At 34.0% G+C, this 23,710-nt stretch carries 24 protein-coding genes; 13 read left to right on the top strand and 11 right to left on the bottom strand.

From position 1 onward, the window contains the following. Positions 1-9 precede the first annotated feature (9 nt). The 8 genes from C3L23_RS01995 to moaA all read right to left on the bottom strand — a co-directional run bounded on the left by C3L23_RS01995 (position 10) and on the right by moaA (position 6,253). Positions 10-774 carry a DUF4405 domain-containing protein gene (locus C3L23_RS01995; RefSeq protein WP_127679492.1) on the bottom strand — a complete coding sequence of 255 codons (765 nt, stop codon included), beginning with the start codon at positions 772-774 and terminating at the stop codon, positions 10-12. Beyond that, positions 771-1,700: a DUF2202 domain-containing protein gene (locus C3L23_RS01990; protein WP_127679491.1), complete on the bottom strand. Its 930-nt coding sequence runs from the start codon at positions 1,698-1,700 to the stop codon at positions 771-773. The genes C3L23_RS01995 and C3L23_RS01990 overlap by 4 nt, the downstream gene beginning before the upstream one ends. A gap of 59 nt (positions 1,701-1,759) precedes the next feature. Beyond that, positions 1,760-2,866, bottom strand: coding sequence for a HAMP domain-containing sensor histidine kinase (locus C3L23_RS01985; protein ID WP_127679490.1), 1,107 nt, complete (start codon positions 2,864-2,866; stop codon positions 1,760-1,762). Positions 2,867-2,888: 22 nt separating this feature from the next. Further along, the gene (locus C3L23_RS01980) at positions 2,889-3,548 is read right to left on the bottom strand and encodes a response regulator transcription factor (protein ID WP_127679489.1); all 660 of its coding nucleotides are present in this window, start codon (positions 3,546-3,548) and stop codon (positions 2,889-2,891) included. Positions 3,549-3,599: 51 nt separating this feature from the next. After that, positions 3,600-3,956 carry a gamma-glutamylcyclotransferase gene (locus tag C3L23_RS01975; RefSeq protein WP_127679488.1) on the bottom strand — a complete coding sequence of 119 codons (357 nt, stop codon included), beginning with the start codon at positions 3,954-3,956 and terminating at the stop codon, positions 3,600-3,602. Further along, positions 3,953-4,336, bottom strand: coding sequence for a hypothetical protein (locus C3L23_RS01970; protein ID WP_127679487.1), 384 nt, complete (start codon positions 4,334-4,336; stop codon positions 3,953-3,955). The genes C3L23_RS01975 and C3L23_RS01970 overlap by 4 nt, the downstream gene beginning before the upstream one ends. Before the next feature lie 9 nt (positions 4,337-4,345). Next, positions 4,346-5,140 carry a Sir2 family NAD-dependent protein deacetylase gene (locus tag C3L23_RS01965; protein WP_127679486.1) on the bottom strand — a complete coding sequence of 265 codons (795 nt, stop codon included), beginning with the start codon at positions 5,138-5,140 and terminating at the stop codon, positions 4,346-4,348. A 156-nt stretch (positions 5,141-5,296) separates the two neighbouring features. Beyond that, a complete protein-coding gene (gene moaA / locus C3L23_RS01960; RefSeq protein WP_127679485.1) occupies positions 5,297-6,253 on the bottom strand; it encodes a GTP 3',8-cyclase MoaA in 957 nt (318 codons plus the stop codon). A 95-nt stretch (positions 6,254-6,348) separates the two neighbouring features. On the opposite strand from moaA, the gene C3L23_RS01955 reads away from it, so the two are divergent. After that, positions 6,349-7,152, top strand: coding sequence for a ferritin-like domain-containing protein (locus C3L23_RS01955; RefSeq protein WP_127679484.1), 804 nt, complete (start codon positions 6,349-6,351; stop codon positions 7,150-7,152). Here C3L23_RS01955 and C3L23_RS01950 read toward each other — a convergent pair. After that, positions 7,149-7,736 (bottom strand): hypothetical protein, encoded by a 588-nt coding sequence (locus tag C3L23_RS01950; protein WP_127679483.1) that lies wholly within the window; start codon positions 7,734-7,736, stop codon positions 7,149-7,151. The two genes, C3L23_RS01955 and C3L23_RS01950, sit on opposite strands and share 4 nt — an antisense overlap. Positions 7,737-7,812: 76 nt before the next feature. Between C3L23_RS01950 and C3L23_RS01945 the strand changes: the two genes are divergently transcribed. The 11 genes from C3L23_RS01945 to C3L23_RS01905 all read left to right on the top strand — a co-directional run bounded on the left by C3L23_RS01945 (position 7,813) and on the right by C3L23_RS01905 (position 17,588). After that, positions 7,813-8,373, top strand: coding sequence for a TetR/AcrR family transcriptional regulator (locus C3L23_RS01945; protein WP_127679482.1), 561 nt, complete (start codon positions 7,813-7,815; stop codon positions 8,371-8,373). After that, entirely contained in the window at positions 8,370-9,635 is a 1,266-nt protein-coding gene (locus tag C3L23_RS01940) for a TolC family protein (protein WP_127679481.1), read from the top strand. Before C3L23_RS01945 ends, C3L23_RS01940 begins: the two co-directional genes overlap by 4 nt. Continuing rightward, positions 9,632-10,711 carry an efflux RND transporter periplasmic adaptor subunit gene (locus C3L23_RS01935; RefSeq protein ID WP_127679480.1) on the top strand — a complete coding sequence of 360 codons (1,080 nt, stop codon included), beginning with the start codon at positions 9,632-9,634 and terminating at the stop codon, positions 10,709-10,711. Before C3L23_RS01940 ends, C3L23_RS01935 begins: the two co-directional genes overlap by 4 nt. A gap of 51 nt (positions 10,712-10,762) precedes the next feature. After that, a complete protein-coding gene (locus tag C3L23_RS01930) occupies positions 10,763-13,855 on the top strand; it encodes an efflux RND transporter permease subunit (RefSeq protein WP_127679479.1) in 3,093 nt (1,030 codons plus the stop codon). Between the two features lie 18 nt (positions 13,856-13,873). After that, complete coding sequence (locus tag C3L23_RS01925) at positions 13,874-14,230, top strand: rhodanese-like domain-containing protein (RefSeq protein WP_127679478.1); 357 nt, start codon at positions 13,874-13,876, stop codon at positions 14,228-14,230. A gap of 54 nt (positions 14,231-14,284) precedes the next feature. Continuing rightward, positions 14,285-15,019, top strand: a complete 735-nt coding sequence (locus C3L23_RS01920; RefSeq protein ID WP_127679477.1) for a sulfite exporter TauE/SafE family protein — start codon at positions 14,285-14,287, stop codon at positions 15,017-15,019. Continuing rightward, complete coding sequence (locus C3L23_RS09465) at positions 15,016-15,168, top strand: hypothetical protein (protein ID WP_168175691.1); 153 nt, start codon at positions 15,016-15,018, stop codon at positions 15,166-15,168. Before C3L23_RS01920 ends, C3L23_RS09465 begins: the two co-directional genes overlap by 4 nt. Continuing rightward, the gene (locus C3L23_RS09460; protein WP_168175690.1) at positions 15,165-15,311 is read left to right on the top strand and encodes a hypothetical protein; all 147 of its coding nucleotides are present in this window, start codon (positions 15,165-15,167) and stop codon (positions 15,309-15,311) included. The genes C3L23_RS09465 and C3L23_RS09460 overlap by 4 nt, the downstream gene beginning before the upstream one ends. 113 nt (positions 15,312-15,424) lie before the next feature. Then, positions 15,425-16,495 (top strand): Opr family porin, encoded by a 1,071-nt coding sequence (locus C3L23_RS01915; RefSeq protein WP_127679476.1) that lies wholly within the window; start codon positions 15,425-15,427, stop codon positions 16,493-16,495. A gap of 53 nt (positions 16,496-16,548) precedes the next feature. After that, positions 16,549-17,034, top strand: coding sequence for a cyclic pyranopterin monophosphate synthase MoaC (gene moaC, locus C3L23_RS01910; protein WP_127679475.1), 486 nt, complete (start codon positions 16,549-16,551; stop codon positions 17,032-17,034). 92 nt (positions 17,035-17,126) lie between these two features. After that, the gene (locus tag C3L23_RS01905; protein ID WP_246831083.1) at positions 17,127-17,588 is read left to right on the top strand and encodes a molybdenum cofactor biosynthesis protein MoaC; all 462 of its coding nucleotides are present in this window, start codon (positions 17,127-17,129) and stop codon (positions 17,586-17,588) included. Between the two features lie 5 nt (positions 17,589-17,593). Here C3L23_RS01905 and C3L23_RS01900 read toward each other — a convergent pair whose 3' ends face one another. Further along, a complete protein-coding gene (locus C3L23_RS01900) occupies positions 17,594-19,738 on the bottom strand; it encodes a WD40 repeat domain-containing protein (protein WP_127679473.1) in 2,145 nt (714 codons plus the stop codon). A 51-nt stretch (positions 19,739-19,789) separates the two neighbouring features. Here C3L23_RS01900 and polA point away from each other — a divergent pair, with 51 nt between their 5' ends. After that, a complete protein-coding gene (polA, locus tag C3L23_RS01895) occupies positions 19,790-22,408 on the top strand; it encodes a DNA polymerase I (RefSeq protein WP_127679472.1) in 2,619 nt (872 codons plus the stop codon). Here the strand turns inward: polA and C3L23_RS01890 are convergent, their stop codons facing one another. Further along, positions 22,409-23,593, bottom strand: coding sequence for a hypothetical protein (locus C3L23_RS01890; protein WP_127679471.1), 1,185 nt, complete (start codon positions 23,591-23,593; stop codon positions 22,409-22,411). Between the last annotated feature and the right edge of the window lie 117 nt (positions 23,594-23,710).

The following is a 23,710-nucleotide window of genomic DNA, read 5'->3' as shown; positions in this document are numbered from 1 at the left end:
ATATAAACTCTAATTTTTAATCATATCTATAATATCCATAGGTGTAATTACGTTAGGAAAAGCAATTTCTCTAAGTGTTTTGTCAGCTGAAGCTTTTATGCCTTTGGATTCTAGTTTTTTAACACATACGTTAACATCGACACCCTCTTTTTGACACACTTCTTTTAAAGTCATTCTTCCAAAACCGCTTCCCTGCAGAAGTGAAACGGTTTTTGCGTTTTTAATAACTTCATAAATGTCTGCCGGTGTTGTATTGTTGTTTTTGGCAATGGTTTTTAACGTATCGTTTATATTAAAACTGTATCTTTTAGATTTAAGTTTCTGCACGGCTTTATTCAGATTAATATTAAGTCTTTCGCAAAAATCTTTAAGACTAAGCAGTTCACCGTGCGAAATTGGAATCGCTTTTTTATTCACATCCCATGAATTTTTAATCGTTTCTTCCAAATCGCTCACGCTCTTAAACAGCTGAATATTCGCAACGGTGCCTATTGTAATAACCGCAGTAATAAGCAGGGCAAAAACAGACTCTTTTTGCAAAAGGTATTTTTTCATAACTTTCCAGTTTACAATAATATGCCATACGGCAACTACAACCATTAAAAAGCCGAAAATAACGTGAATATTATCCCATCCGTCCTTGTCAACACCCAAAAATTTCCAGCCGGTAAAATAAGCCACCCGGCCGTGCGGCATAATATATAAAACTATACCGCTTACAATAATCATAACCATTACGTAAAACAGCAGCAGGTCTATCCATTTTCTTTTCATTTTCTACACCTTTTAAAGCTGTTTTTATGCTCAAATCCGCTTGTTTTATCCTCTATTTCGCATGTTACGAAACCGTATATTCCGTTATAACCTTTCAATTCAACTCTATCACCCGGTTTAACGTTCAGTTTTTTATAAACGAAATCCGTAGTAACCGCCGCTTTTAAAATACCTTTTGGGGTTTTAACCTCAACAATCCACCAGTTTATTTTTCTGTTTTTAATTCCGGGAGTTTTATATACTTTCAATACTTTTCCGTAAATCTCTCCCGAACCGTATTGAACGCTTCCGATCATACCGGCTTCGTGTTTCATATTTAAAATACGTCTGAATTCTTTTGACGAAATATACTGAGGAGTATAATCGCTTCCGTATTTTCTTAAAATACCTACAAAAGCCCTCATATGGTTACGGCTTCCTTTTTCAAGATTTCTATATACAACAGCTATGTCTTTATTGTCCGTATCTTCAATAGCTTTTTTAAGGTCATAAATATCCACATCCTCTATAGTGGCTCCGACTTTTAAAGCGTCAATAAGGCTCTTTGACCCTTTGGCAACCAGTTTGTCGTAAAGTCTTTGAAGTTTTCTGTTTTTAAATACTCCTATTCTGTCTCCTGTTTTAAATACAGGATCCGGAAGGTGGTTATATTTATCAAGCAGAAGTTTAATCATATGCATATGCCACTGCTCGGCTTTTGCTATGTTTTTAAATACAGGAAGTTTCCATTTTTTATACAGTGTCAGATATACATCGTGTGTCAGTTTTTCTTCTTCTCTCATATGAATAAGATCTTTTTTCTCTCTGATACTTAAAGCCGATTTTTTAATATTAAGAACAGTTTTTTCTATAGGCGAAAAAGATGTAGAAGCAATAAGAGGCATTCCGAAAACCGCTGCAATAACTGGAATAATTAGTTTTTTCATTCCATCCTCCTTATAGGTTTTAACTAATTATAAAAGGATGAAATGAACTGAATATAAACTCATCCGGTTTTAAAAGAAACTTGTGTTTTTACAAAACCGTTTTCATTTTTGATACTGAACTCAAAACCGTAGTAGTCGCAAATTTTTTTAATAATATAAAGTCCCAGCCCAAAACCGCCTTCATTATTATTTTCCCTGTAAAATTTTCTGGTAATTTTTGAAATATTTTGTATTTTCCCTTTATTGAACATCTGTAAAACACCGTCTTTTAAGGAGATAATCACTATTTCATTGGAAGGAGAATATTTAATCGCATTTGAAAGCAGATTGTCTACAAGCCTGATAATATCTTCCCTGTCCGCTTCCACATACACGTCTTCGCAGTTTTTCTGAAGTCTTATGTTTTTATTTTCAAGAAGGGTGTTAAATATTGTAATTCTGTTTTGCAACAGCTCTTTTAAATTCATTTTGCCGATATCTTTTTTTTGTCTGTGATTAAGCCTCACAAAAGCGAGATCTTTAAATATCTTTTCAAGTCTTTTAGCCGAAAACTCTATCCTGCTAAGCTCTTTGGACTCGATATCTTTCATTTTAAGCATTTCTATATTGGTCAGAATAACGCTTATCGGCGTATTCATCTCATGTGTGGCGTCGCGTATGAAGTCTTCAAGCATTTCAACGCTGCTTTTAAGAGGTTTTAAAAATATCTTTCCAAGCATATAAGCAACGAAAATCACAAATATAAGTAAAAAAGCGTTAAAAACAATAATCTGATTTTTCAGCTCCTTTATCTGCCTTTTATCGACAGGCTTGGAAACCAGAATATCCACTTTCCCCCATCTTTTAGGCATTGTATAAAGATAATAAATTTTGTTGCTATCCATCCAGTATTCTTTATTCCAATGTATTTTTGACGGTTTAAAATTACCGAACATATAACTGCCGTCTTTATATACCGCAATATCTAAATTTTTTATTTCAGGAATTTTTTTTAAATTAGAAAATCTTAATTTTCTAAGCATTCCCTTGTTTTCCGCCAAAAAAAGCTTAAGTTCATTACTAAGCTGTAAAATCTGGGAATCTATCTGCGCATGGTATTTGGATTTGAAATAAAACCACTCGCCTATCCCGGCAAGCAGCAGTGTAGATATAATATATATAAACAAAAACCTTCTTAAACTTTTTTTCTCAGCCGACAAATTTATACCCCACTTCTTTTACCGTTTGTATTTTATCATTGCCCAAAACGGATCTTAAAGTTTTAACAAAAGTTCTTAAAGACGCTTCGTTAGGAGTTTCGTTGTAATCGTATATTTCGTTGAATATCTGCTCTTTGCTCAACACCTCACCCTTGTGTTTTATAAATAGATTTAATAATTTGACGACTTTGGTTTTGAGATGTACGGGTTCGGAATTTTTTAAAAGTTCCATATTTATAACATCAAACTCAAACCTGTCTCCTAAATCAACTTTCTCGCTGTTGCCGTAGATTCTTCTAAACACGGCGTCTATCCTGAGTTTCAGCTCTTTTAACGAAAAAGGTTTTCTTATATAATCGTCTCCTCCGCTTATGAAGCCTTTTTCAACGTCTTTTTCACTGTCAAGGGATGTTATAAAAATAATGGGAGCGTCAGAAAATTTTCTAATCTCTTTAGCCGCGTCAAAACCGTTCATTCCTGGAAGTTTAATATCAAGCAAAATCAAATCGTAAAGGTTCTCATACGCTTCGCTTACTGCACTGTCTCCGTCATATACGCTGATTGTTTTAAAGTTGTTATATTCTAAAAACTCTTTAAGCGTTTCATTTAACGTGATATCGTCTTCCACTATTAATATTCTTCTTTTCATAACGGCCTTTTTTTCTTTTATTGTAAAACTACAACCTCAACCGTACTTAAACTAAAACTCTTCAATAAGGTCTTTAACAAGAAACTTTTTATTACCGGCATAAAAATACACCCATGCCGATATGCTTTTACTGTTAATTTTAACACAAATACGTTTTCTTTTGTAATAAAAAGGCACTTCTTCAAGCCTGTCCAGTTTTTTTAACAGATTATAATTTATTTTATACACTTCGCCTTTGATATTAAAACCGGTATTAGGAATATTAAGCAGATATGGATACCATCCGGAAGGGCTTAAAATAAGAGGATATTTTTTACATGTTACGGCTTTTCCCAAAAACTCGGCGTTTTTGAGAAAGTCGTGAAGTTTTTTATTTTGTTTTAAACTGCCGTAAACAAAAACTGTCATTTACACTGATAGTAAATAATCATTTTTTGAGAAGGTATGCTTAAACCTATCTGTGAAGATTTGGGATCAGTCAAAATAAAAAGATCTGAAGCTTTTGTTTTATACAGTTTTACTTTTTTATCTATTGTTTTAACATAACTCAAAGTATCGCTTTTTTTACCTACGTAAACAACCAAAGAACTTTTTTCCGGTTTAATTTGAACACTGTATAGTTCTTTTAGACTGTTTTGAAGCTGTTTTTTGGTTTTTTCGTTGTTTGGCACGTTGTATGTTTTGTTATTGTCTTTAAAACTGATTCCTAAAGTTTCGCATTTATATACCTGATTAAGGTTAAACGCAAAAGCCAAAGATACCAGACCGATTAATGCGATTTTTTTCATTCTTGTCCTTTACATATACTTTCTGATTTCCCTCAAAGCGTCCAATGCGCCTTTTTTTATCTGTATATCGGCGCCTTCGGCTTCTAAAGGATTTATTCTTATGAGCGTGGCGTCAAAATTTCTTTTAACTTTTTCACTCATCATTCTGACTGTAGGCACTGCTTTGCCTGCACCGATTTCAATTATAACAAGTTTATCGTCAATTTGAGAAAGCCAGTATTCAAATCTTGCAAGCTGCAAATCCACTCTTTTATCTACAAACCTTAAATCGCTGAACATCAGAATATTAGGTCTAGCGATATTTTTACAGTTTTTACAAAGAGGGAAATTAAGCGCTTCGAACTTTTCTTCGTCAATCTCAATATTCTCCCTGTTTTCCCATATTGAATCGCTGCACGGCTCGCTGCACTGCAGATAATGTATACTTCCATGTATTTCAACCACTTTAAGCTCGCTGAAACCCGCTTTTTGAAAATGTCCGTCAACATTGGAAGTAAAAACAAATTTACTGTGAGGCATGGTTAAAAGTATTTTAAAACCTTCATGAGGTTCGGTATTTCTATACATATTAAGCCTGTGTCCGTAAAAAGCCCAGGCAAGGCGCGGGTTTATATCAAACCATCTGGGATTCGCTAGGGCCTGAAAACTAAGACCTAGTTTTTCGGCAATAGGATATGCTTTCCAAAAGCCTTCATTCCCCCTGAAATCAGGAAGCCCGCTGTCAACGCCCATTCCGGCTCCCGCGGTTATAAGCATATATTTAGCTTCCCTGATGGCTCTTGCCGCTTTTTTAATCTCTTCCATTCCCCTCCTTTTAAATATTGGTGTATTAGTTATTTGTTATCAGTGTATTAGTATACTAGTTATTTGGATTTATATGATTGTAGTCTTCTAATTTATTTTCAATATTACCTACATTTTACATTTTTAACTTTCCATTTTACATTTTCCATTGAATAATTATCCTCCGGTTTCCCAAAACGCTCGTGTTGACACTTCTTCATCCTGCCAGTCGTTTTTTTCGGGTTTGTTTGCAACAACTTCTTTTAATATATGCGCCGCTTTATTAATATCCCCCGCTCTTAACGCTTCTTTTATATTGTAGCTTTCCGTAAAGAAAAGACACGGAATCAGATACCCTTCGGCAGTCAGACGGATTCTGTTGCAGCTTTTACAAAAATCTTCGTTGTGCGGTTCGATTATACCGAAAACATAACCGTCTTCCATTTCGAAATATCTGCTTGCGCTGTTATCTTTAGGCAGTTCTTTAAATGAATACTTTTCTTTTATTTTATCTAGAATTATTTTTGAATCCACTCTTTTGATTCCGGGATAAGCTCTTTCGTTTTCCATAAATTCAATAAATCTGATTATTACGTTCTTACTTTTGGCAAAATCTAACAAATCAACAATTTCACCGTCGTTTATTCCGTTCATTACAACCGTATTGAGCTTTACTTTAAGCCCCGCGTCCAAAGCTTCGTCCAGCCCTTCCATAACTCTTTTTAACATATCTTTCTGAGCTATTCTAGCCGCTACTTCCGGCTTTAGGGAATCAAGGGACATATTGACCCTTTTAAGCCCTGCGTCTTTTAACACCTTTGCGTATTCTTTAAGATAATAGCCGTTTGTTGTAAGAGCCAGATCCAGATCAGGTTTATAATCGTGAAGCATTTTTACGAATACGTCCAAATCTTTTCTTAGAAGCGGTTCTCCGCCTGTAATTCTTATTTTTTTGATTCCTTCGTCAATCGCGAGTTTCAGAAATTCAAACATCTCTTCGTATCTGAGTATGTTTTCGTGAGGTTCCCATTCAAACGGAGTGTTAGGCATACAGTAAAGACACCTGAAATTACATCTGCTTGTAACCGAAACCCTGATATAGTCTATTTTTCTGTCGAATTTATCAATTAACATTCCCTGCCTTTAATGTTATAATAAAATAACGTTTTTGGTTATATATAACAAAATATAACGCTTTTGAAAATTGTAGCACAAAAAAGGATAAATGAATGTTTTTTTATGAAAATTTAGAAAAAATTATAAAGTGCAGCGATATAAATAAAAAATTCGAAATGTTTTACGAGCTTTGGAATAATAAAGAAAATTTAAATTTCACATCAGACAAACAGCCTGAAACATTTACAAAACCGAGCTATGCGGATTTTTGCGAAATAGTCCATCCCTCAAGAGTGCCTAGAAGAAGAGGATTTGAAACAAATGAAAAAAAAGCCGTGCTTTTACATGCAATTGTTCATATAGAATACAGCGCAATCGATCTGGCGCTTGACGCCTGCTACAGATTCAGAAATCTGCCGGAAGAATTTTACTTCGACTGGCTCGAAGTGGCGGAAGATGAAATTAGACATTTTCAGATGATAAATTCACTTTTACAAAAAACCGGTTATAAATACGGAGATTTCCCCGTTCATAACTCTTTATTCGAAGCCAGTCAAAAAACACAGGACCTTTTAAGCAGAATGGCAATAATACCGAGATGGTACGAAGCCGGAGGACTTGACGCCAATGAAAAAATAATAAAAAAACTTCAAAAAACAAACGATCCGTTTGCAAATGAGCTAATCGAAGCTCTGCTTGTAATACTTAAAGAAGAAATCCCTCATGTCAAAAAAGGAGACAAATGGTTTAAATTCGAGTGCAAACGCCAAAATCTCGAACCGGTAGAAACGTATTTTAAAATAGTCGACAGTTTTTTTAAAGACTGGAAGAAAAAAGATTTAAATGTAGCGGCCAGACTCAAAGCCGGCTTTACATGCAAAGAGCTTAAAATATTAAATGAAAAAACAGAGTGCTAGAATATTCCGCACTCTACGTTTGTTCCGTCTGCAAATTTGGCTTTTATTACTTCAAAATATATTTTCAGATTTTTAGGATTTTCAGTTGCCAAATATTTTTCCAAATCAGAATTTAACTGATGTGTTTTATGTATGGTAATTTCCGCTCCGACAGGAAGATCTACTTTTCTTTTTATGTAATCCTGCAAAATTTTTACACCGTCTTTATCTTCAACGAAAAGATTCCCTGAAAGATATACTATCTTTTTAGGATATGTGTTTTTTAATGTTACAGTTAAATCATAATAAGGCAACACTTCGTCATGATATTTATATTTTAGGTTTACAACTTTGATTTTTTTGCAGCTTTTTGTGGCAAGCTGGGTTTTAACCTCTTTTTTCACTTCTTCATTGCTTTTTTTAATCTCTTTTTGCTGTGTCTGGATTTCTTGTTTTAACTGATTTATTTCAGCGTCTTTTTTATCAACTTTTTTCTCAAGCTGTTCAATTTTTTGAAGCAGTAGGTCCAGTTTTTTATTAATATCTTCATTAGAAGCCGCAAACAAAACAGCCGCGCTTAACCCTATTAACAGTAACTTTTTCATTCTTACCCTTTTTTTCTTGCTATTTTATCAAAAAAGTATTATAATTGTATTTACTGACTAGTAAGTAAGGAAAAAAATGGCCACAAAAGACGAAATTTTAAAAGTATCCATTAAACTGTTCGCAAACAACGGCTATGAAAACACTTCTTTGGAAGAGATAGCCAAAGAAGCCGGAATTACCAAACCGGCTATTTATTATCATTTTAAAAACAAAAAAAAGCTATACAATGAAATTTTTGTAGAAAAATTCAAAAAACTATCTTTTGAATTTAAGTCGACATTGGAAGAGAATATAAAAAACTATATCTATACGCTGGGTGAGTTTTTTATCAAAAATCCTTGTATGGCAAAACTTTTCGCAAAAGAAATTACAAGCGAAGCCGTACATCTTGAAGACGAAACCTTAAAAATCATCTCAAAAACTCTTAAACATTTAACGGTAATACTCAAAGAAACGGACTTAAATCCGTTTTACGTCCAAACCGTTATAGTTTCAACGTTTACGACATACGCCAATACGCTGAAACTAAGAGAAAAAATGACCGGTATTGTAAAAGCCGAAAATTTAATCAAAGATTTTGATATAACGGAAGAGATATATCAGACACTAATCCAATACATAAAGGCGCATAAATGAAAAAAACGCTACTGTTAACATCACTGATACTGACGTTAAACGCATCAGAAATCACCAAACTTCTGGATGCGATACAAAAAACGCCGGATACTAAACTGGACAATATTATGATTAAAGAAATGAAAACGAACAAAAAAGAGCTTATAAACTCTTTATACCCGAAAGTTTCTCTTTTCGCCAGTGCCGAACATTTCAACGTACCTACAAGCATGAGGCCTCTGCCTCCTACTGAAAGCGCAATGCTTCTCAAAACAAACGGAACTTTGCCGTTTTCAAAAAACATTTACCGCATCGGTTTTAATATTTCAATGCCGATTTTTATCAAAGAAATATACGATAATAAAAAAAGAATGGACTTCTTATTAAAAGCCACAAAATATCAGGCCAAACTGAATCTTTTAAAAAGGGAAGCATCTCTTATAACTTTAATCAGCAACCTTAATTATCTGTTTGATCTAAAAAAAGCGCTGAAAATACAGCAAAATTCAATACAAACCACATACAACGCAATAAAAGTAGGCGTAAACGTGGGAAGAATACCGGAATTTAAACTGCTTAGACTTAAAGATTCTTTAAATCAGATAAAAACAAAAATAAGCGAAGTCGATACGAAAATAGAAGACATAAAAGCCAAAATATACGTACTGACCGACATATATGTAAACAAACCTGTAAATTTCATAAGTTTTAAAGTAAAAAAAGGCGAATTTTTTGCTCTTAAACCTCTTAAAGAAAATTTAAAAGCCACATATTACGAAATAAAATCAAAAAAAGACGCATACCTTCCTAAAGTATCTCTTAAAATACAGGGAAACCGTGCGTTTGCCAAAGCATACAACAATGACGACAATTTAGCTTTAAATTATGCCAGTGCCGGAATATATGTAAGCTGGGATATATTCAATAGAAAAAACAATTCGGAAGTTCAAAAAGCAAAAATTTCACAGACAAAAACACAGCTTCAGATACAAAAAACCTTAAACGAACTGACTTCCCAGATTATAAACATAAACAAAAACCTAAAACAGATAAAAAAACAGCTTCTTTTAACAAAAGAGTCTATTTCTCTGAAAGAAGAACTGTTAAAAGGAGCAAAAGTGGCGTTTAAATTAAACAGAATGACTGTAGACGAATATTTAGGATATGAAAACGATCTGGCAAAAGCCAGAGCCGATTATGCAAGCCTAATCGCATTAAAAAATTCATTAATAGCTCAAAAAGCGTTTATATACGGAAAAAATCTTAAAAAGGTGTTCAAATGAAAGCATTAAAAATAATCGTACCAATCGTAATAGCGGCGGTTCTTATAGGAGGAGCCGTTAAACTTGTAAAAGTAAGAAAGGCCGAAGAAGCCAAAATGCACAAAGCTCTGGTATATCCTATAATTGTTAAAACATACCAGCCTCAGGAAAAAAACCTGACACTTTCGCTGCCGTATCTTGCTACGGTGAAGAATTCAAACGAAGTTATCGTAAATTCGAAATTTGCGGGAAGAATCACTTATGTTAAAAATCTCGGTGACAAAGTAAAAAAAGGCGATATAGTTGCCAGAATAGACAGCAGCGACTTAAAAGCAAAACTAAAAGAAATAGATGAAAACATCAAATCGTTAAAAGACAAACTAAGAGCCCAGAAAATATCACTTGACAATCTTCTTTTAACGCATGAAAGAACAAAAAAACTGCTTGCTGTAAAAATGGCTTCAATTGAGCAGTATCAAAGCGAAGAAAATAAAATAGCTGAGCTAAAAGCATCTATAAATGCTACTAAAAACTCTTTGAAAGCTGCCAAAGCCAATAAAAACGCTATTTTGCAAAACCTGACATACACAACGTTAAAATCGCCTATTAACGGTGTAATAAGCGCAAAATTTCTAAATAAAGACGATAATGCGTTTCCTGGAAAACCTATTCTTAAAATTACGTCAAATAAAGGAAACTATCTGTTCATAGCTCTCCCTCAAGACAGAAAAGAGATAATTTACAAAAACAAAGAATATTCTTTAATTCCTCTAAATTCAACGTTTGAAGGACTTAAAACATTCAAAGCCGAAGTTAAAGACAACACTCTTTTACCTGGAGAAAGAGTTGATATAGATGTAGTGGAATTCAAAGGAAAAGCCACTGCGCTTCCTTATAAAGCGGTATTGACAATAGGAAATAAAAATTATGTATTTATACCTGACGGCAACAAAGCCGAGGTAAAACCGGTTCATATTATCGCCCAGGGCAAAAAAGTAGTTGCGATAAAAGAAAAAATAAATACGCCGGTGATTCTTGCAGAGCCTGATCTGCTTTTAAAAATAAAAGCCGGACATACGATAAAAATAGAGAATTAAAAATGAAAATATATATGTCAATAAACGAATCCATCAATTTAAAGGATAAAAATGTTTGAATATTTTTATAAACGAAGACATTTCCTCTTTGCAATCATTGCGGTTATGTTCGTTTTCGGACTTATAGGTCTTTTTAAAATGCCTAAAAACCTCTTTCCGGACGCAAACAGACCGGAAGTGGTTATATTTACCCAGGTTCCGGGAGCACCCGCAAACGTTGTTGCCACTACTGTTTCAAAACCTATTGAAGAAGAAATGGCCACATTAAGTCATGTGTATGAAATAAAATCCACTAACGTGGCCAACTTTTCTATAGTACACGTAGTATTCGACTACACCAAAACACTTCAGGCATCTGCGGTTGACGTCAGCAACGCGCTAAACCGTATAAAAGACAAACTGCCTCAGGGCTCTACCCCCGCACTGTATCTTGTGGGAGACTTCACCGCTCCTGTGGACGTTTTTGCACTGAGTCCTAAAAACAGCTCAATTACACTGCCGGAAATACGAAAAATAGCCGACAGTTTTATAAAACCTAGACTTCTTAACAGTAAAGATATCGGAAACGTGGAAGTTTTCGGCGGTTATCAAAGCGCAATAATGATCAAAATAGACCCGCTTAAACTGCAGAAATATAAAATTTCCTTTGATAATCTTTTAAAAGTTCTGCAGACTACTGACAGAGATTTCCCTATAGGGTTTATAAAAAACAAAAACAACTTTATTACGCTTTCATTTTACGGAGACGAAAGCGATGTTAAAAAACTAAAAAACATGTTTATAAAACCTAACGTTAAATTAAGCGACGTAGCAAATATTTCATGGAATTATAAAACAAACAACAGTACATATATAGGAAACGATACTCCCGCTATAGCAATTTCCGTAGAAAGAGCCCCGGGGGGAAGTGTTCTGGGAACCAGTGACGCCGCCAGGGAAATTATGAAAAAAATAGAAAAAAATTATCCTAATATTAAAGTAAGCATTTCTGATACTCAAAGAACACTTGTAGAAACTTCGAATACAAACATGCTTGAAGCTCTCAGGGATGCAATCTTTTATACACTGCTTGTACTTATGATTTTCTTAGGAAACTTCAGAGCTTTGATTGCGGCTTCTTTATCCATTCCAATGGTATTTTTCGGAGTATTGGCGTTTTTATATCTAACCGGACAAGGTCTAAATATCGTTATTTACACCGCCATTATCCTGGCACTCGGAATGCTTACAGACGACGCCGTGGTCGTACTTGAAAACATTGAAAGGCATCTCGAAGAGGGAGATGAGCTTAAAAACGCCATTTATAACGGAACCAAAGAAGTTCTTCTTCCTATTTTCGCAGGGACAATCTCAACCATCGCAATCGTGTTCCCGTTAATGTTCGTAGGAGGATATCCTCAAAAAATATTCCGTCCGCTAATCGAAACACTTATAGTTTCACTTCTTATAAGCTGGTTTTTATCCGTAACGTTTATTCCTATACTGTCAAATTATCTGTATAAAAACGGATTCGAAAAAAGCAAAATAGAAAAATTCTTTGAAAGAATGTATCAAAACACAATAGGTAAACTTATTATCCCATACGTAGGAATCATTAAATGGACTAACGGAAAATTCTACGTATTAAGAAGAATGGTATTAATCGCCGGAGCAATGATAGTTTTAATGATCAGTATGAAAACTGTTATGCCTCTTATCGGAAGAGATGTAATGCCTCCTATGGATACAGGTATTATGAAAGCAAAAGTGGAATTTTCAAGTAATTTAAACGCAAACGAAAGTGAAAACAGACTTAAACCGTTTTTCAAATGGCTTAATAAACAGCCTTGGCTGGTACAAAGTTCTGTTGCCATCGGTACAGAAAAAGGAGTCCTTTCAATAGGGGGAGGCGGAAGCGGAAACAGTGTAATGATGACAATTATAGCCGTAGACAGATTTCACAGAAAAAAAACTATATGGCAGCTTGAAAACGAAGTAAGAAATCAGCTTGCCAAAATCGAAGGAATCAAATACCTAAACGTATTCGATTTCGGTGCAACTGCGCTTTCTACAATTTCAGCTCCTTTAGCCGTACAATTTAGAAGCGACAATTATCAAGATCTGCCTAAACTTGCACATGAAGCAGAAAAAATCATACAAAACATTAAGGGGCTTACAACAACCCAGATAAGTTGGGATAAAGACTATAAAGAAGCAGTTATAGAAATTGATAAAAACAAAGCCTTAAGCTACGGTCTGACTCCTGGAGCAATTGTTTACCAAATAGCCCTTAAAGATCAGCCGGCGGCAATTTCAAGTAAATTAAGCTCTATGAACGTACAGTTTGTAAGGGTAAGATTTGCGGGAGATTTCGGCAAAAACATACAAACGCTTAAACTCCTTCCTATTGATACGCCAAAAGGAGTAATTCCTCTTAGCGCCGTAGCGAAAATAAAAACTCATTTCACATACAATAAAATCGACAGATTTGATTTACAGTACGCAATTGAAGCACAGGCTTACAGGGTTAAAAGACCTATCAGTAAAATTACCACCGATGCCGATAAATTACTGCATAAACACGGTATTACCCACTATTCTCAGCAGGGTGATATGAAAGAGCTTAACGACGCATTTTCAAGACTGATAAAAGCAGTTGCTATCGGTGTAATTATCCTTATAATGACACTGATGGTCGTATATCAGTCATTGAGATTATCGCTTATTATGATAATAGTGCTTCCGCTTTCAATGATTGGGGGAAGCTGGGCACTGTTAATTGCACACAAACCTTCCTGTATGCCTAGTATGGTAGGTTTGCTGCTGCTTTTCGGTATTATTATCAAAAACGCAGTACTTTTAATAGACTTTTATAAAGAATTCGAAAAAGAAGGTAAAACTCCGTTTGAAAGCGCTATTACGGCTATCAAAGTAAGATTCAGACCTGTAATGATGACTGCTTTCGGAACAATAGCCGGAATGATTCCTATTGCCCTTGAACAAGCCATAGGGCTTGAAAGACTTTCACCTATTGCAGATGTAGCCGTAGGTGGATTATTAATCGGTACATTATTAACACTTGTATATGTTCCAATGATAGCTTATTCAACAGATCCTAAAAATAAAAAAACAAATGTTTTTGAAAAAATTGAAGATAAAAAATAAATAATTAAAGGAGAATATATGCTCAAATACGCAACACCTGCCGGATATAATGAATTAAGAACTAATATAGAAGAATTTTTAAAGCTTTATAAAGAAAATAAAGCTGTATTGATAGATATAAGAATGCCTTTTGAAAAAAAAGTTTGGGGTCTTAAATTTACAACGGAAATGACGCCGGAAGAATTGGAATCAAACCTTGACAAACTTCCAAAAGACAAACTGATAGTAACGGCATGCCCCGGCAAAGGGCGTTCACCTTTTGCAGCAGCCTTTCTTAAAGAAAATGGTTTTAATGCAAAATTTTTAGAAGAAGGTCTGCTTGAGCTTATGGCTAAGTTAAAAGGCGGTGAAGCCAAAAAATTTCTGGAAAATTAAAATTTTCCGGTTGTCTTTTCTTTTATTTTCCATAAATTAATCAAAAGGTTTAAAATGTTTTATTTAGAAATTTTTCTGATTTCAACCGTTTTAAGCGCTTTTTTTGCACTCGGCGGAGTCGGAAGCGCAACGGCGATGGTGCCTGTAATGCACTGGATGGGAATTGAATTTAATTTTGCAAAAGCAATAGGTCTTTTCGTAAACACCTCCACCACCATTACCGCCACAATTATGAATATAAAAAGAAAAGTACTTGACATTAAATTCGCTCTTCCTTTGGCAGTGTCTCTTGCAGCTTTCGCCCCTCTTGGAGCAATGTATTCAAAACATATACCCGTACATGAGGTAAAATGGCTGTTTGCTGTTTTTTTGCTATTCAGCGGCAGTATGATTTTATTTGGGAAAAAAGAGCAGAAATTTCAATACGACAAACAGTGGGTAATGGTGCTGATAGGAGCCGTAGTAGGCTTTATAAGCGGACTTTTAGGTATAGGAGGCGGCGCTTTACTGATGCCTATTATGATACTTTTAGGATTTGACGCCAAAAAACTGGCCGTCACTATGAGCTTTGTAATTCCTTTTTCAACGTTTGCGGCATTTTTAACATATATGAGTTTCGTCAAATTCGATTGGGGTATATTAACTGTAGCGGCATTAGGAGCCGTTCTTGGAGGATACATAGGCAATTATTTTATGCATTTTAAACTGAACCAGCAGCAGATTAAAAAAATAATCGGTATACTTTTATATATAATAGCATTTAAAATGATATGGAGTTTAATAAAATGAAAACATTATCCGTATGGATAATTGCCGGGGTTATTTCGTATTTTGCCACGGCATGGATTAAAAATATCGTTTGGAATATTATCGCAGGCACTGCAGTATGGTATCTGTCTGTTCATTATATAAATAAATTTTTAGAAGGCGAGCTTTGAAAAAAGACATACTTGCATTAATAATATCGCTTCTTATAACAATGATAGTGCTGAACATTGTCAAGTTCCCTCCTCTTGTAGGTTTTATTGTAGGCTCCATTCTCTGGAGCGTTTTACACTTCAATTTAAAAAAGATTTTATAATAAAACTCAACTTCCTATTCTGAATTTATACAAGAACTTTTTTTCTTAATTTATTATTAAAAATAAATATATACCATTCGCTATATAAGAAAATATATAACGAAGGAGACACAATGAACAAATACTTAAGCATTGCTTTAATTTCATCATTTCTTTTTGCAAATCCTATAGATACCGCCTTCAAACAGGGTACGTATAAAGGAAGTTTTGCAATTCATTATGAAAGATACAATTTCAAAAACGCACAAGACAGCGGATTTGGAATGTATTCAGTGGGTTTAAACTTTAAAAGCAAAAAAGAAAACAATATTCAGCTGAATTTAGGTTTCAGAGCGAATGACAGGTTTTATGAGCTCTACAACGGCGATTACGACAATACTACAAAAGCCATTCTGAGTACGGCTAACCTTACGTTTTTCGGAAACAATTTCAATATAGTACTCGGAAGAAAAAAAGAAGTTCTGCAGTGGATACACGGATATCAGGAAGAAATCAAACTTAATATGAAACCGACGGCAAATACAAATCTGGAAGTATTACATACATACAGACACGCAAGGGCAAATAACCATGCTCCGTTAAAACAGTTTAAACAAATCAACGGAAACGACGGTTTAAACGTAATTACATTAGAAGCAAAATCAGGAAACATAAAAGGACAGGTGTATTTTTACAACGCCCCTGATCTGGCAAACTGGTACGGTACCACAATAAATATACAGCAAAACAGCTGTTCTTTAAAAGCGGTTTATTCAAAAAGCAACGAGCTTACAAATAAACCAAACGGAAGCTATTTTAATATTGAAGGCTCTTACAGCGCCGATCCTGCTTCTTTGACATTAGGATATATCCAGACAGATAAAAACGGCGGACTCAGCTCAATGACTATAGCAAGAAACGTTTATGACAATATGAATCCTCTGGAAGAAGGTAACCATATATTCGAAAAAGACGCTAAAACCGTATATGCAAGTTCAACCCTAAATGTGAATGACAAACTCTCTTTTACCATTAATCTGGGACACATAAAATTCCAGGACAAAAAAGCAAACGAAATAGATTTTTATACGGATTATGCGTTTAATGATAATTTTTCAGCAGAATTATGCCTGGATAAATACAGCAGCGATATAAGCACTGACGATTCTACCGCTATTAAAACACAGATTAATTATAAATTCTAATTTACTCCTTTTTCTCTCTCCTTTTTGATATTATTATGAAAAAAAGGCCTGGTATGGATCTAACGCATATTAACGAAAAACACAATCCTAAAATGGTAGACGTCGGAGATAAAGAAATCACAAAAAGAATAGCAACGGCAAGCGGCACCATTCATATGAAAAAAGAAACAAAAGAAGCAATTTTAAAAGAAAAAACAAAAAAAGGCGCCGTTTTACAAACGGCAATAATAGCAGCTATTATGGGAAGCAAAAAAACAAGCGAGCTGATTCCTATGTGTCATAATATTTTAATTGACGGCGTTGACGTAGACGTGGAAGAAACCGAAGACGGATTTAAAATAACCGCAACGGCTAAAACAACCTCAAAAACCGGAATAGAAATGGAAGCTCTTACAGCTGTAAGCGTCGGTCTTCTTACCATTTACGACATGGCAAAGGCAATTGACCGTGAAATGGTGATAAGCGATATCAAACTCGAATATAAATCCGGCGGGAAAAGCGGAACTTTCAAAAGAATGGAGAAAGAAATTAAAAGTTAAAAATGAAAAATGCAAAATTAAAATATAAGAAATTTAACACTTTTCACTCTCCACTTTACACCTTTCACTTCGATGTTCCCTGCTTTATTCTCGTGGGAGGCAGATCCAGCAGATTCGGAAGCGAAAAAGACGACAAAGCCTTACTTTTTTATAAACTCCAATACGATAAATGCAAAAAAATCTTCAAAAATGTATATTTTGCAGCAAAATACAAAAAATTCAGAAATTATCCTTTTTTTATAGAAAAATCAGATATTTACGCGCCTCTTCCGGCTTTGGAAGAAATAGTAAAAAAATATAAAAAAATATTTATTTTAAGCGTTGACACTCCGAATATAAATGAAAAAAGCATAATAAAACTGCTAAGAAAAAAATCAGTGGCTTCCGACAATCCTCTGATAGGATATTACGACTACACAATGCTTCCGAAAATAAGAGAAAACCTGAAAGGCAAAATGAGAATATTCGATATAAACAAAAGAAAAACGGTTATAAATAAAAAAGAACTTGTAAATATCAATACTCTGGATGATCTAAACAGACTCTCCTGTTAGATACATTATCCGAGGTCTTCCCATATTTTATCGGGAAGTTTATATAAATGCCACTTGGAAATATCGCCCTCTTCTATTCCGCTTAAATCTGCATTTATTTTCAGTTTTTTGGCTTTTTCTATTAAATCGCTTATTTCCATATCAAACCCGAAAATTCTTATATAGTTTTTAACTGCGTTTTCAAAATACCTTGAAACATTCTGACCTTTTAACGCTTTTGAAAGAAGAGATATTATCTGCTGCAGATATGCGCTTTTTACTATCTGACCGATTTTGTTTCTTTTGTCTTTTACACTCATATAATCTTGTAATTCTTCTAAAATATCCAAAACCTGGCCTTTTGCCGCGTAAATTTCTGATTTTTGAAATTTATCCCTCCATTGTTTCTCTATATTTCTATAATCTATCACATCTTCTAAAAACGGATGTTCTTTTACAAATTTTTCAATAAGATTCAAATCGTTAGTAGCTAAAATTCTGTGAAATTCCAGTAAAATATTTGCTTTTTGTTTCAACTCTTCAGCTTCTTCTTTAAACATAGGAAACTGTTCAAGAAGATCCACTATATTGATAACTTTTTTGTATTCCCCTCTTTTTAAAAGATCCCTTGCTTTTTCAATAAGACTTTCCCCGTATCTGAGAGCTTTGTCATATTCTTCCGAATCGCTTAAAAACGGAAACCTGTTAATCATAGCAAAGAATTCGGAAAATTCTTTTTTCAGAAGTTTCTGATGCAGCAGATGAAACAGCTGTTTTTCGTTAAACAGAGCCTGGATTAAAGGAGTTTTTTCCGTAACCCCTCTAAAAGGTTTTAAAAGCTCTCTGACTTCGTCTTCTTTTCCTTTTTGAAAGATAATCTCTTTTGCTTTTTTGAATACCTTTTTCCAGTCATCCTCCATTTTTTTGTAATAAACAGTGTTTTTCAAATATGGGTATTTCGTTACAAGCGAATATGCAAGAGGGTATTTTAAACTGAGCACGGCTTTTTTAAATTTTTCAAATTCACTGAAATCATTAAAAAGAGACTGAACCAGGCTTCTTTTTGAAGGTATTTTTAAAAACGGGGCAAGTATCTGCTTTGCAAGTTCCGTTTCGCCTTTTTCGAACTTTTTCTGTGCCAAAACAAGAAGTTTATTCCATTTATCTTCAAGATTTTCATATGTTTTTGTTCTTTTTAAAAAAGGATTTTTAGATATAAGTTCATATGCTTTTTCAAATTCGTTTTTATCAATAATTGCAGAAAGTTTTCTTTCATCTTCAAAAAGATCATAAAAATAAACACCTCCGTCTACAGTTCCGACTATCAGTATATTTTTATCATCTATAAATTCCAAAGAACTGGGCAGTTCCAACATTTTTATAAATTCATCGCTTATGAGCTCATAGTCGTCCATAGAATAAAGAGACACTTTTTTATTATTGTCCGATATAACAAACATAAAACTTTCATCACCGTTAAACACTATATCAAACACTCTGTCAACCATATTGGCAAGACGCTTTTGAACCTTGCCTTTTGCATAATTCCATACGATAAGCTCTCCTATTTTATCACCGCTTACAAGCTGCTGCTTGTCCATAAACCTTAGTGCGGTAACCGCTCCTTTATGTGCTTTTTTCCTATAGCTTATATCCATGGAAGATATGTTTGTAATCGTTATGGATTTATCATAGCTTCCTGTAGCTCCCCAAAGACAGTTTTTTGAAAATGCCACAGCTGTAATATAATCTGCATGAGGAGGAAGAGAAGAAACCATTTTCCCCGTCATCATAGACCATATATATGCCCTTCCGTCCTCTCCACCGGTCATGAGATATTTTTCTTCCCTGTCAAAGCTGACACTAAGCACATCTCCTTTATGCCAGCCAAGTGTGTATATCAGTTTTTTATCTTTAAGGGACCATACTGTTGTTTTATGCTTGTTTCTTACGGCAATAGCCAAAAACTTTCCGTTTTGGGAAATATCGACACTGTTTTCATGAGGATTGTTTTTTGGAAGTTTTATTTTAAAACCGTCCAACAGCTTATAAGTTGCGGTATCATATATTCTAACCGTATTGTTTTCGTCTATAATGCATAACTGGTTATTTCCTATATATTTAATTTTACTTACCGCCGCTCTTATATTTATTATTTTAACAGGCTGCAAAAATTCTCCTTTTAAAAATATGTTAACATTTTATCAAAAAAGGTTTTTTTTATGACTTTAACTATAATCGACACTTTCGGATTTTTATTTCGCAACTTTTACGCACTTCCTCCTCTTAAAAGCAAAAAAGGGTTTCCTACAGGTATGATTACGGGATTTTTAAACTTCGTATCTTCTTTGGGAAAAGATTTTGAAACGGATTATATTGTATTTACTATTGATTCAAAAGAAAAAGAAACCTTCAGAAAAGAGATATTCAAAGATTACAAGGCCAACCGTCCTGAAGCACCGGAAGATTTAAAGGCGCAGCTTCCTGTAGCAATAGATTTAATTAACGAAATGGGATTTAAAATGATAGAAATCCCGGGATTCGAAAGCGACGATATCATCGCGTCCCTTGCCAAACTTGCCGCAAGCAAAGGCATTAAAGTTAAAATAGTAAGTCATGATAAAGACATGTATCAACTAATAGACGATGACAAAATAGTAATATTCGACCCCATTAAAAAAGTAGAAATAAACGAAGCAAAATGCATAGAAAAATTCGGCGTCCATCCTAAAGATTTTATAAACTTTCAGGCTCTTGTCGGAGATTCCAGCGACAATATCCCGGGAGTTAAAGGAGTGGGAGTAAAAACCGCCGCAAAACTTATCAACCAGTATAAAACACTTGAAAACCTTTACGACCATATAGACGAAATAAAAGGAGCGCTTCAAAAAAAACTTATAGCAGACAAAGAAAACGCATTTTTAAGCCGTAAACTCGTTACTTTAAAAACGGATCTTTTTGACAGTATAAACCTTGAAGAATTCAAATATCCTGAAATAAACCCTATTTTAAAAGTAGCGGACAGACTTATAGACTTAGACATCACCTCGATATTGGAGAGAGTCAAAAAAGAAGGCCTTTACGTAAAAACCAAAATGCCCGACAATCAGGTAAAGTTCGACGCAATACTTATAGAAAACGAAAAAGAGCTTTTTGAAATTATCGATAAAATAGGAGACAGAATCGTAGCTTTCGATACTGAAACCGACGGTCTGGAAAATCCTAATATCGTAGGCTTCAGCTTCGCTTTTGAAGAATCAAAAGCTTATTATGTACCTATAAACCACTTCTATTTGGGAGTTACGGATCAGATACCGCAAAACAAAGCACTTGAAGCCATACAAAAAATACTAAATAAAAAGGTAATAGGACACAATCTGAAATTTGATTTCAAAATGCTTAAAAAATACGGATTAGATATTCCGGTTCCGTTTGCCGATACTATGATAATGGCCTGGATTTTAGACCCGGATTCTTCGGTAGGACTCGACAGCGCGGCAAAAAGATATCTTGACCATACAAATATAAAATTCAAAGAAATAATAGGAAAACGAAAAAATTTCTCGGAAGTGGACATTAAAGAAGCCGCAAAATACGCGGCTGAAGACGCAATAATTTCACTTAAACTGTATAAAACCCTAAAAGACAAACTATGGGAAGAAGTAAAATGGGATTTCGAAAATATAGAAATGCCTTTTGTAAATCTTTTAATAGATATAGAATCGCAGGGTATTAAACTCGATATTGAATATATGCATAAACTCCAAATAGAAATCACCGAAAAATTAAAAAACCTCACAGAAGAAATATACGCCCTAGCCGGTCACGAGTTTAACATCAAATCACCCAAACAGCTGGGACATATTCTATTTGAAGTATTAAAACTTCCTGCAAAGAAAAAAACCAAAACAGGCTATTCAACCGATGAAAAAGTGCTAAATTCCCTTAAACACGCCCATCCTATTATGGAAAAACTCCTCGAATACAGAAAACTGGACAAACTTTTAAGCACATATATCATTCCTTTGCAGGAATACGCAAAAAAAGACGAAAACCATAAAATATATACCAACTTTTTACAGACGGGAACTGCCACCGGGAGACTTTCAAGTAAAAACCCGAACCTTCAAAACATTCCCACTTCCACGGAAATAAATATCCGCGACGCTTTTATAGCCGAAAAAAAATTCGTAAGTCTGGATTATTCCCAGATAGAGCTTAGACTTCTTGCTCATTTTTCTAAAGACGAACATCTCATAAACGCCTTTTTACAGGATAAAGATATTCACCTTGAAACCGCCGTAAAAATATTTGGAGAAGACAAAGCAAAAGAATACCGTCCGGTGGCTAAATCAATCAACTTCGGACTTATATACGGAATGGGCCCTAAAAAACTCAGTGAAACAATAAACGTTTCCACAAAAGAAGCTAAAGAATTCATAGAAAAATATTTTGCTTCATTCCCTACCGTTAAAACGTTTTTGGAAAACACCAAAACCGAGGCAAGGGAAAAAGGATACGTTGAAACGCTTCTAAAAAGAAGAAGATTTTTCGATTTTGCAGCCGCCAACGCAAGAACAATAGCAAACTTTGAAAGAGAAGCGGTCAATACGATATTCCAAGGAAGTGCGGCCGATATAATCAAAAAAGCGATGCTTGAAATAAAAACAAAATTTCCGTCATCCAAAATGCTTCTTCAAATACACGATGAACTTATTTTCGAAATAGACTCACACGATGAAGCATACGAATACAAAGAAATTATGCAAAACGTATTTAAACTAGAAGTTCCGCTAAAAGTCGGAATCAGCTTCGGAAAAAGATGGGGAGAACTGAAATAATCAAGGCAGCATTACCTCATCTATTTCATACACTTTCCCGTTTTTTCCTTTTAAACTTAAAGATTTCACATCTCTTTTTATTATAAACAGCACTTCCGGTTTTTTATTAAAAACTTTAAAATAAACAATTTCACCTTCTGAATAACTGTTAATTCCTTTTTTTATTTTTTTATCAAAGAGTTTTTTAGTCTGTATGATTTTCCGTTTTTCTATACTCACTTTATAAAGAATTTTTTTATTTTTATCCAAGGCATAAAAATATTTTCCGTTTTTACTTAAACTTAATAAATCCGTACCTTTGAGTCTTTTGTCTTTAAATTCAAGCCCGTAAGAAATATCTGGTTCGGAAGGGTCAGATATATCCACGTTATAAAACATGTCTTTTGCAGAAATATAAACCCTTTTTCTGTTTTCATCTACTAACATACTTAAAGCCACTCCTAAAGGCAAGCTTCCCGTTACTTTTTCATGATTTGGATACTTTTTATCTATTACATAGAATTTTTGAGGCGTTAAAACATAAAAATATTTTTTATTTCTACTGATTTTAACTTCGCATTTAGAAACAGAATATCCTTTTAACGTTTTTTTGTAATATAATTTATTGTCTTTAAAAACGTTAATTACATTATAAGTAAAAAAATAACCGACTCCGTCATCGCTTAAAGCACATTCCACCTTTCTTATTTTCACAATGTTTTTAAATTCCGGTTTGTATAGATTTTGAATGTTAACAAAACGGAGATTATAAAAAGAACCGTCTCTAGAAATCACTGCCAGCCATTTATTGCTAATATATTTTAAACCGTTCACTGAAATATAGCTGTTTTCAGCAAACAGCTGATAATTTTTAAAGAGATTATAAATCAGCAGTTTTTCTTTTCTTATTTTGTAGTTTTTTACCAATTCTGGATAATTTTCACCTAAAAACAAAACATTATCGTTTCTACCGAAATCAGCGGTAAATGTGGCATTCGCATCTTTTAGAGCAAAAGGAAGATATAAAATTTCTTTACTTTTTATCACATCGCCGAATTTATAATTTTTAAATTCTATCCTTTTAACGCTCTTTGTCTTTGGAGATGAAATATTTGCATAATTATCTATACTTTGAGGCAGATTAAAAGCAGACAAACCCAAACTTCCGATTGATAAACAGATAAATATTTTGCCGATAGTTTTCATTGCAGAGCCTTTTTTTTAATTATAGCTCTTATTAAATATTAAATCAATATTAATACATAGTTAATAGTTTATTAAATATATTTCTATAAAATTATCTTATATTTGAACAAATATTCA

This window comes from Nautilia sp. PV-1 (genome assembly GCF_004006315.1).
Lineage (GTDB): Bacteria > Campylobacterota > Campylobacteria > Campylobacterales > Nautiliaceae > Nautilia > Nautilia profundicola_A.
This window is presented reverse-complemented; position numbering and strand designations above follow the sequence as displayed.

What these genes read in the sequence shown, in the direction of transcription:
- C3L23_RS01890 (WP_127679471.1), bottom strand. Translation starts at nt 23,593, where the DNA reads ATGAAAACTATCGGCAAAATATTTATCTGTTTATCAATCGGAAGTTTG.
- C3L23_RS01945 (WP_127679482.1), top strand. Translation starts at nt 7,813, where the DNA reads ATGGCCACAAAAGACGAAATTTTAAAAGTATCCATTAAACTGTTCGCA.
- C3L23_RS01915 (WP_127679476.1), top strand. Translation starts at nt 15,425, where the DNA reads ATGAACAAATACTTAAGCATTGCTTTAATTTCATCATTTCTTTTTGCA.
- C3L23_RS01950 (WP_127679483.1), bottom strand. Translation starts at nt 7,736, where the DNA reads ATGAAAAAGTTACTGTTAATAGGGTTAAGCGCGGCTGTTTTGTTTGCG.
- C3L23_RS09465 (WP_168175691.1), top strand. Translation starts at nt 15,016, where the DNA reads ATGAAAACATTATCCGTATGGATAATTGCCGGGGTTATTTCGTATTTT.
- C3L23_RS01955 (WP_127679484.1), top strand. Translation starts at nt 6,349, where the DNA reads ATGTTTTTTTATGAAAATTTAGAAAAAATTATAAAGTGCAGCGATATA.
- C3L23_RS01990 (WP_127679491.1), bottom strand. Translation starts at nt 1,700, where the DNA reads ATGAAAAAACTAATTATTCCAGTTATTGCAGCGGTTTTCGGAATGCCT.
- C3L23_RS01965 (WP_127679486.1), bottom strand. Translation starts at nt 5,140, where the DNA reads ATGGAAGAGATTAAAAAAGCGGCAAGAGCCATCAGGGAAGCTAAATAT.
- C3L23_RS01940 (WP_127679481.1), top strand. Translation starts at nt 8,370, where the DNA reads ATGAAAAAAACGCTACTGTTAACATCACTGATACTGACGTTAAACGCA.
- C3L23_RS01930 (WP_127679479.1), top strand. Translation starts at nt 10,763, where the DNA reads ATGTTTGAATATTTTTATAAACGAAGACATTTCCTCTTTGCAATCATT.
- C3L23_RS01980 (WP_127679489.1), bottom strand. Translation starts at nt 3,548, where the DNA reads ATGAAAAGAAGAATATTAATAGTGGAAGACGATATCACGTTAAATGAA.
- moaC (WP_127679475.1), top strand. Translation starts at nt 16,549, where the DNA reads ATGGATCTAACGCATATTAACGAAAAACACAATCCTAAAATGGTAGAC.
- C3L23_RS01920 (WP_127679477.1), top strand. Translation starts at nt 14,285, where the DNA reads ATGTTTTATTTAGAAATTTTTCTGATTTCAACCGTTTTAAGCGCTTTT.
- C3L23_RS01970 (WP_127679487.1), bottom strand. Translation starts at nt 4,336, where the DNA reads ATGAAAAAAATCGCATTAATCGGTCTGGTATCTTTGGCTTTTGCGTTT.
- C3L23_RS01935 (WP_127679480.1), top strand. Translation starts at nt 9,632, where the DNA reads ATGAAAGCATTAAAAATAATCGTACCAATCGTAATAGCGGCGGTTCTT.
- C3L23_RS01995 (WP_127679492.1), bottom strand. Translation starts at nt 774, where the DNA reads ATGAAAAGAAAATGGATAGACCTGCTGCTGTTTTACGTAATGGTTATG.
- moaA (WP_127679485.1), bottom strand. Translation starts at nt 6,253, where the DNA reads ATGTTAATTGATAAATTCGACAGAAAAATAGACTATATCAGGGTTTCG.
- polA (WP_127679472.1), top strand. Translation starts at nt 19,790, where the DNA reads ATGACTTTAACTATAATCGACACTTTCGGATTTTTATTTCGCAACTTT.
- C3L23_RS01925 (WP_127679478.1), top strand. Translation starts at nt 13,874, where the DNA reads ATGCTCAAATACGCAACACCTGCCGGATATAATGAATTAAGAACTAAT.
- C3L23_RS01975 (WP_127679488.1), bottom strand. Translation starts at nt 3,956, where the DNA reads ATGACAGTTTTTGTTTACGGCAGTTTAAAACAAAATAAAAAACTTCAC.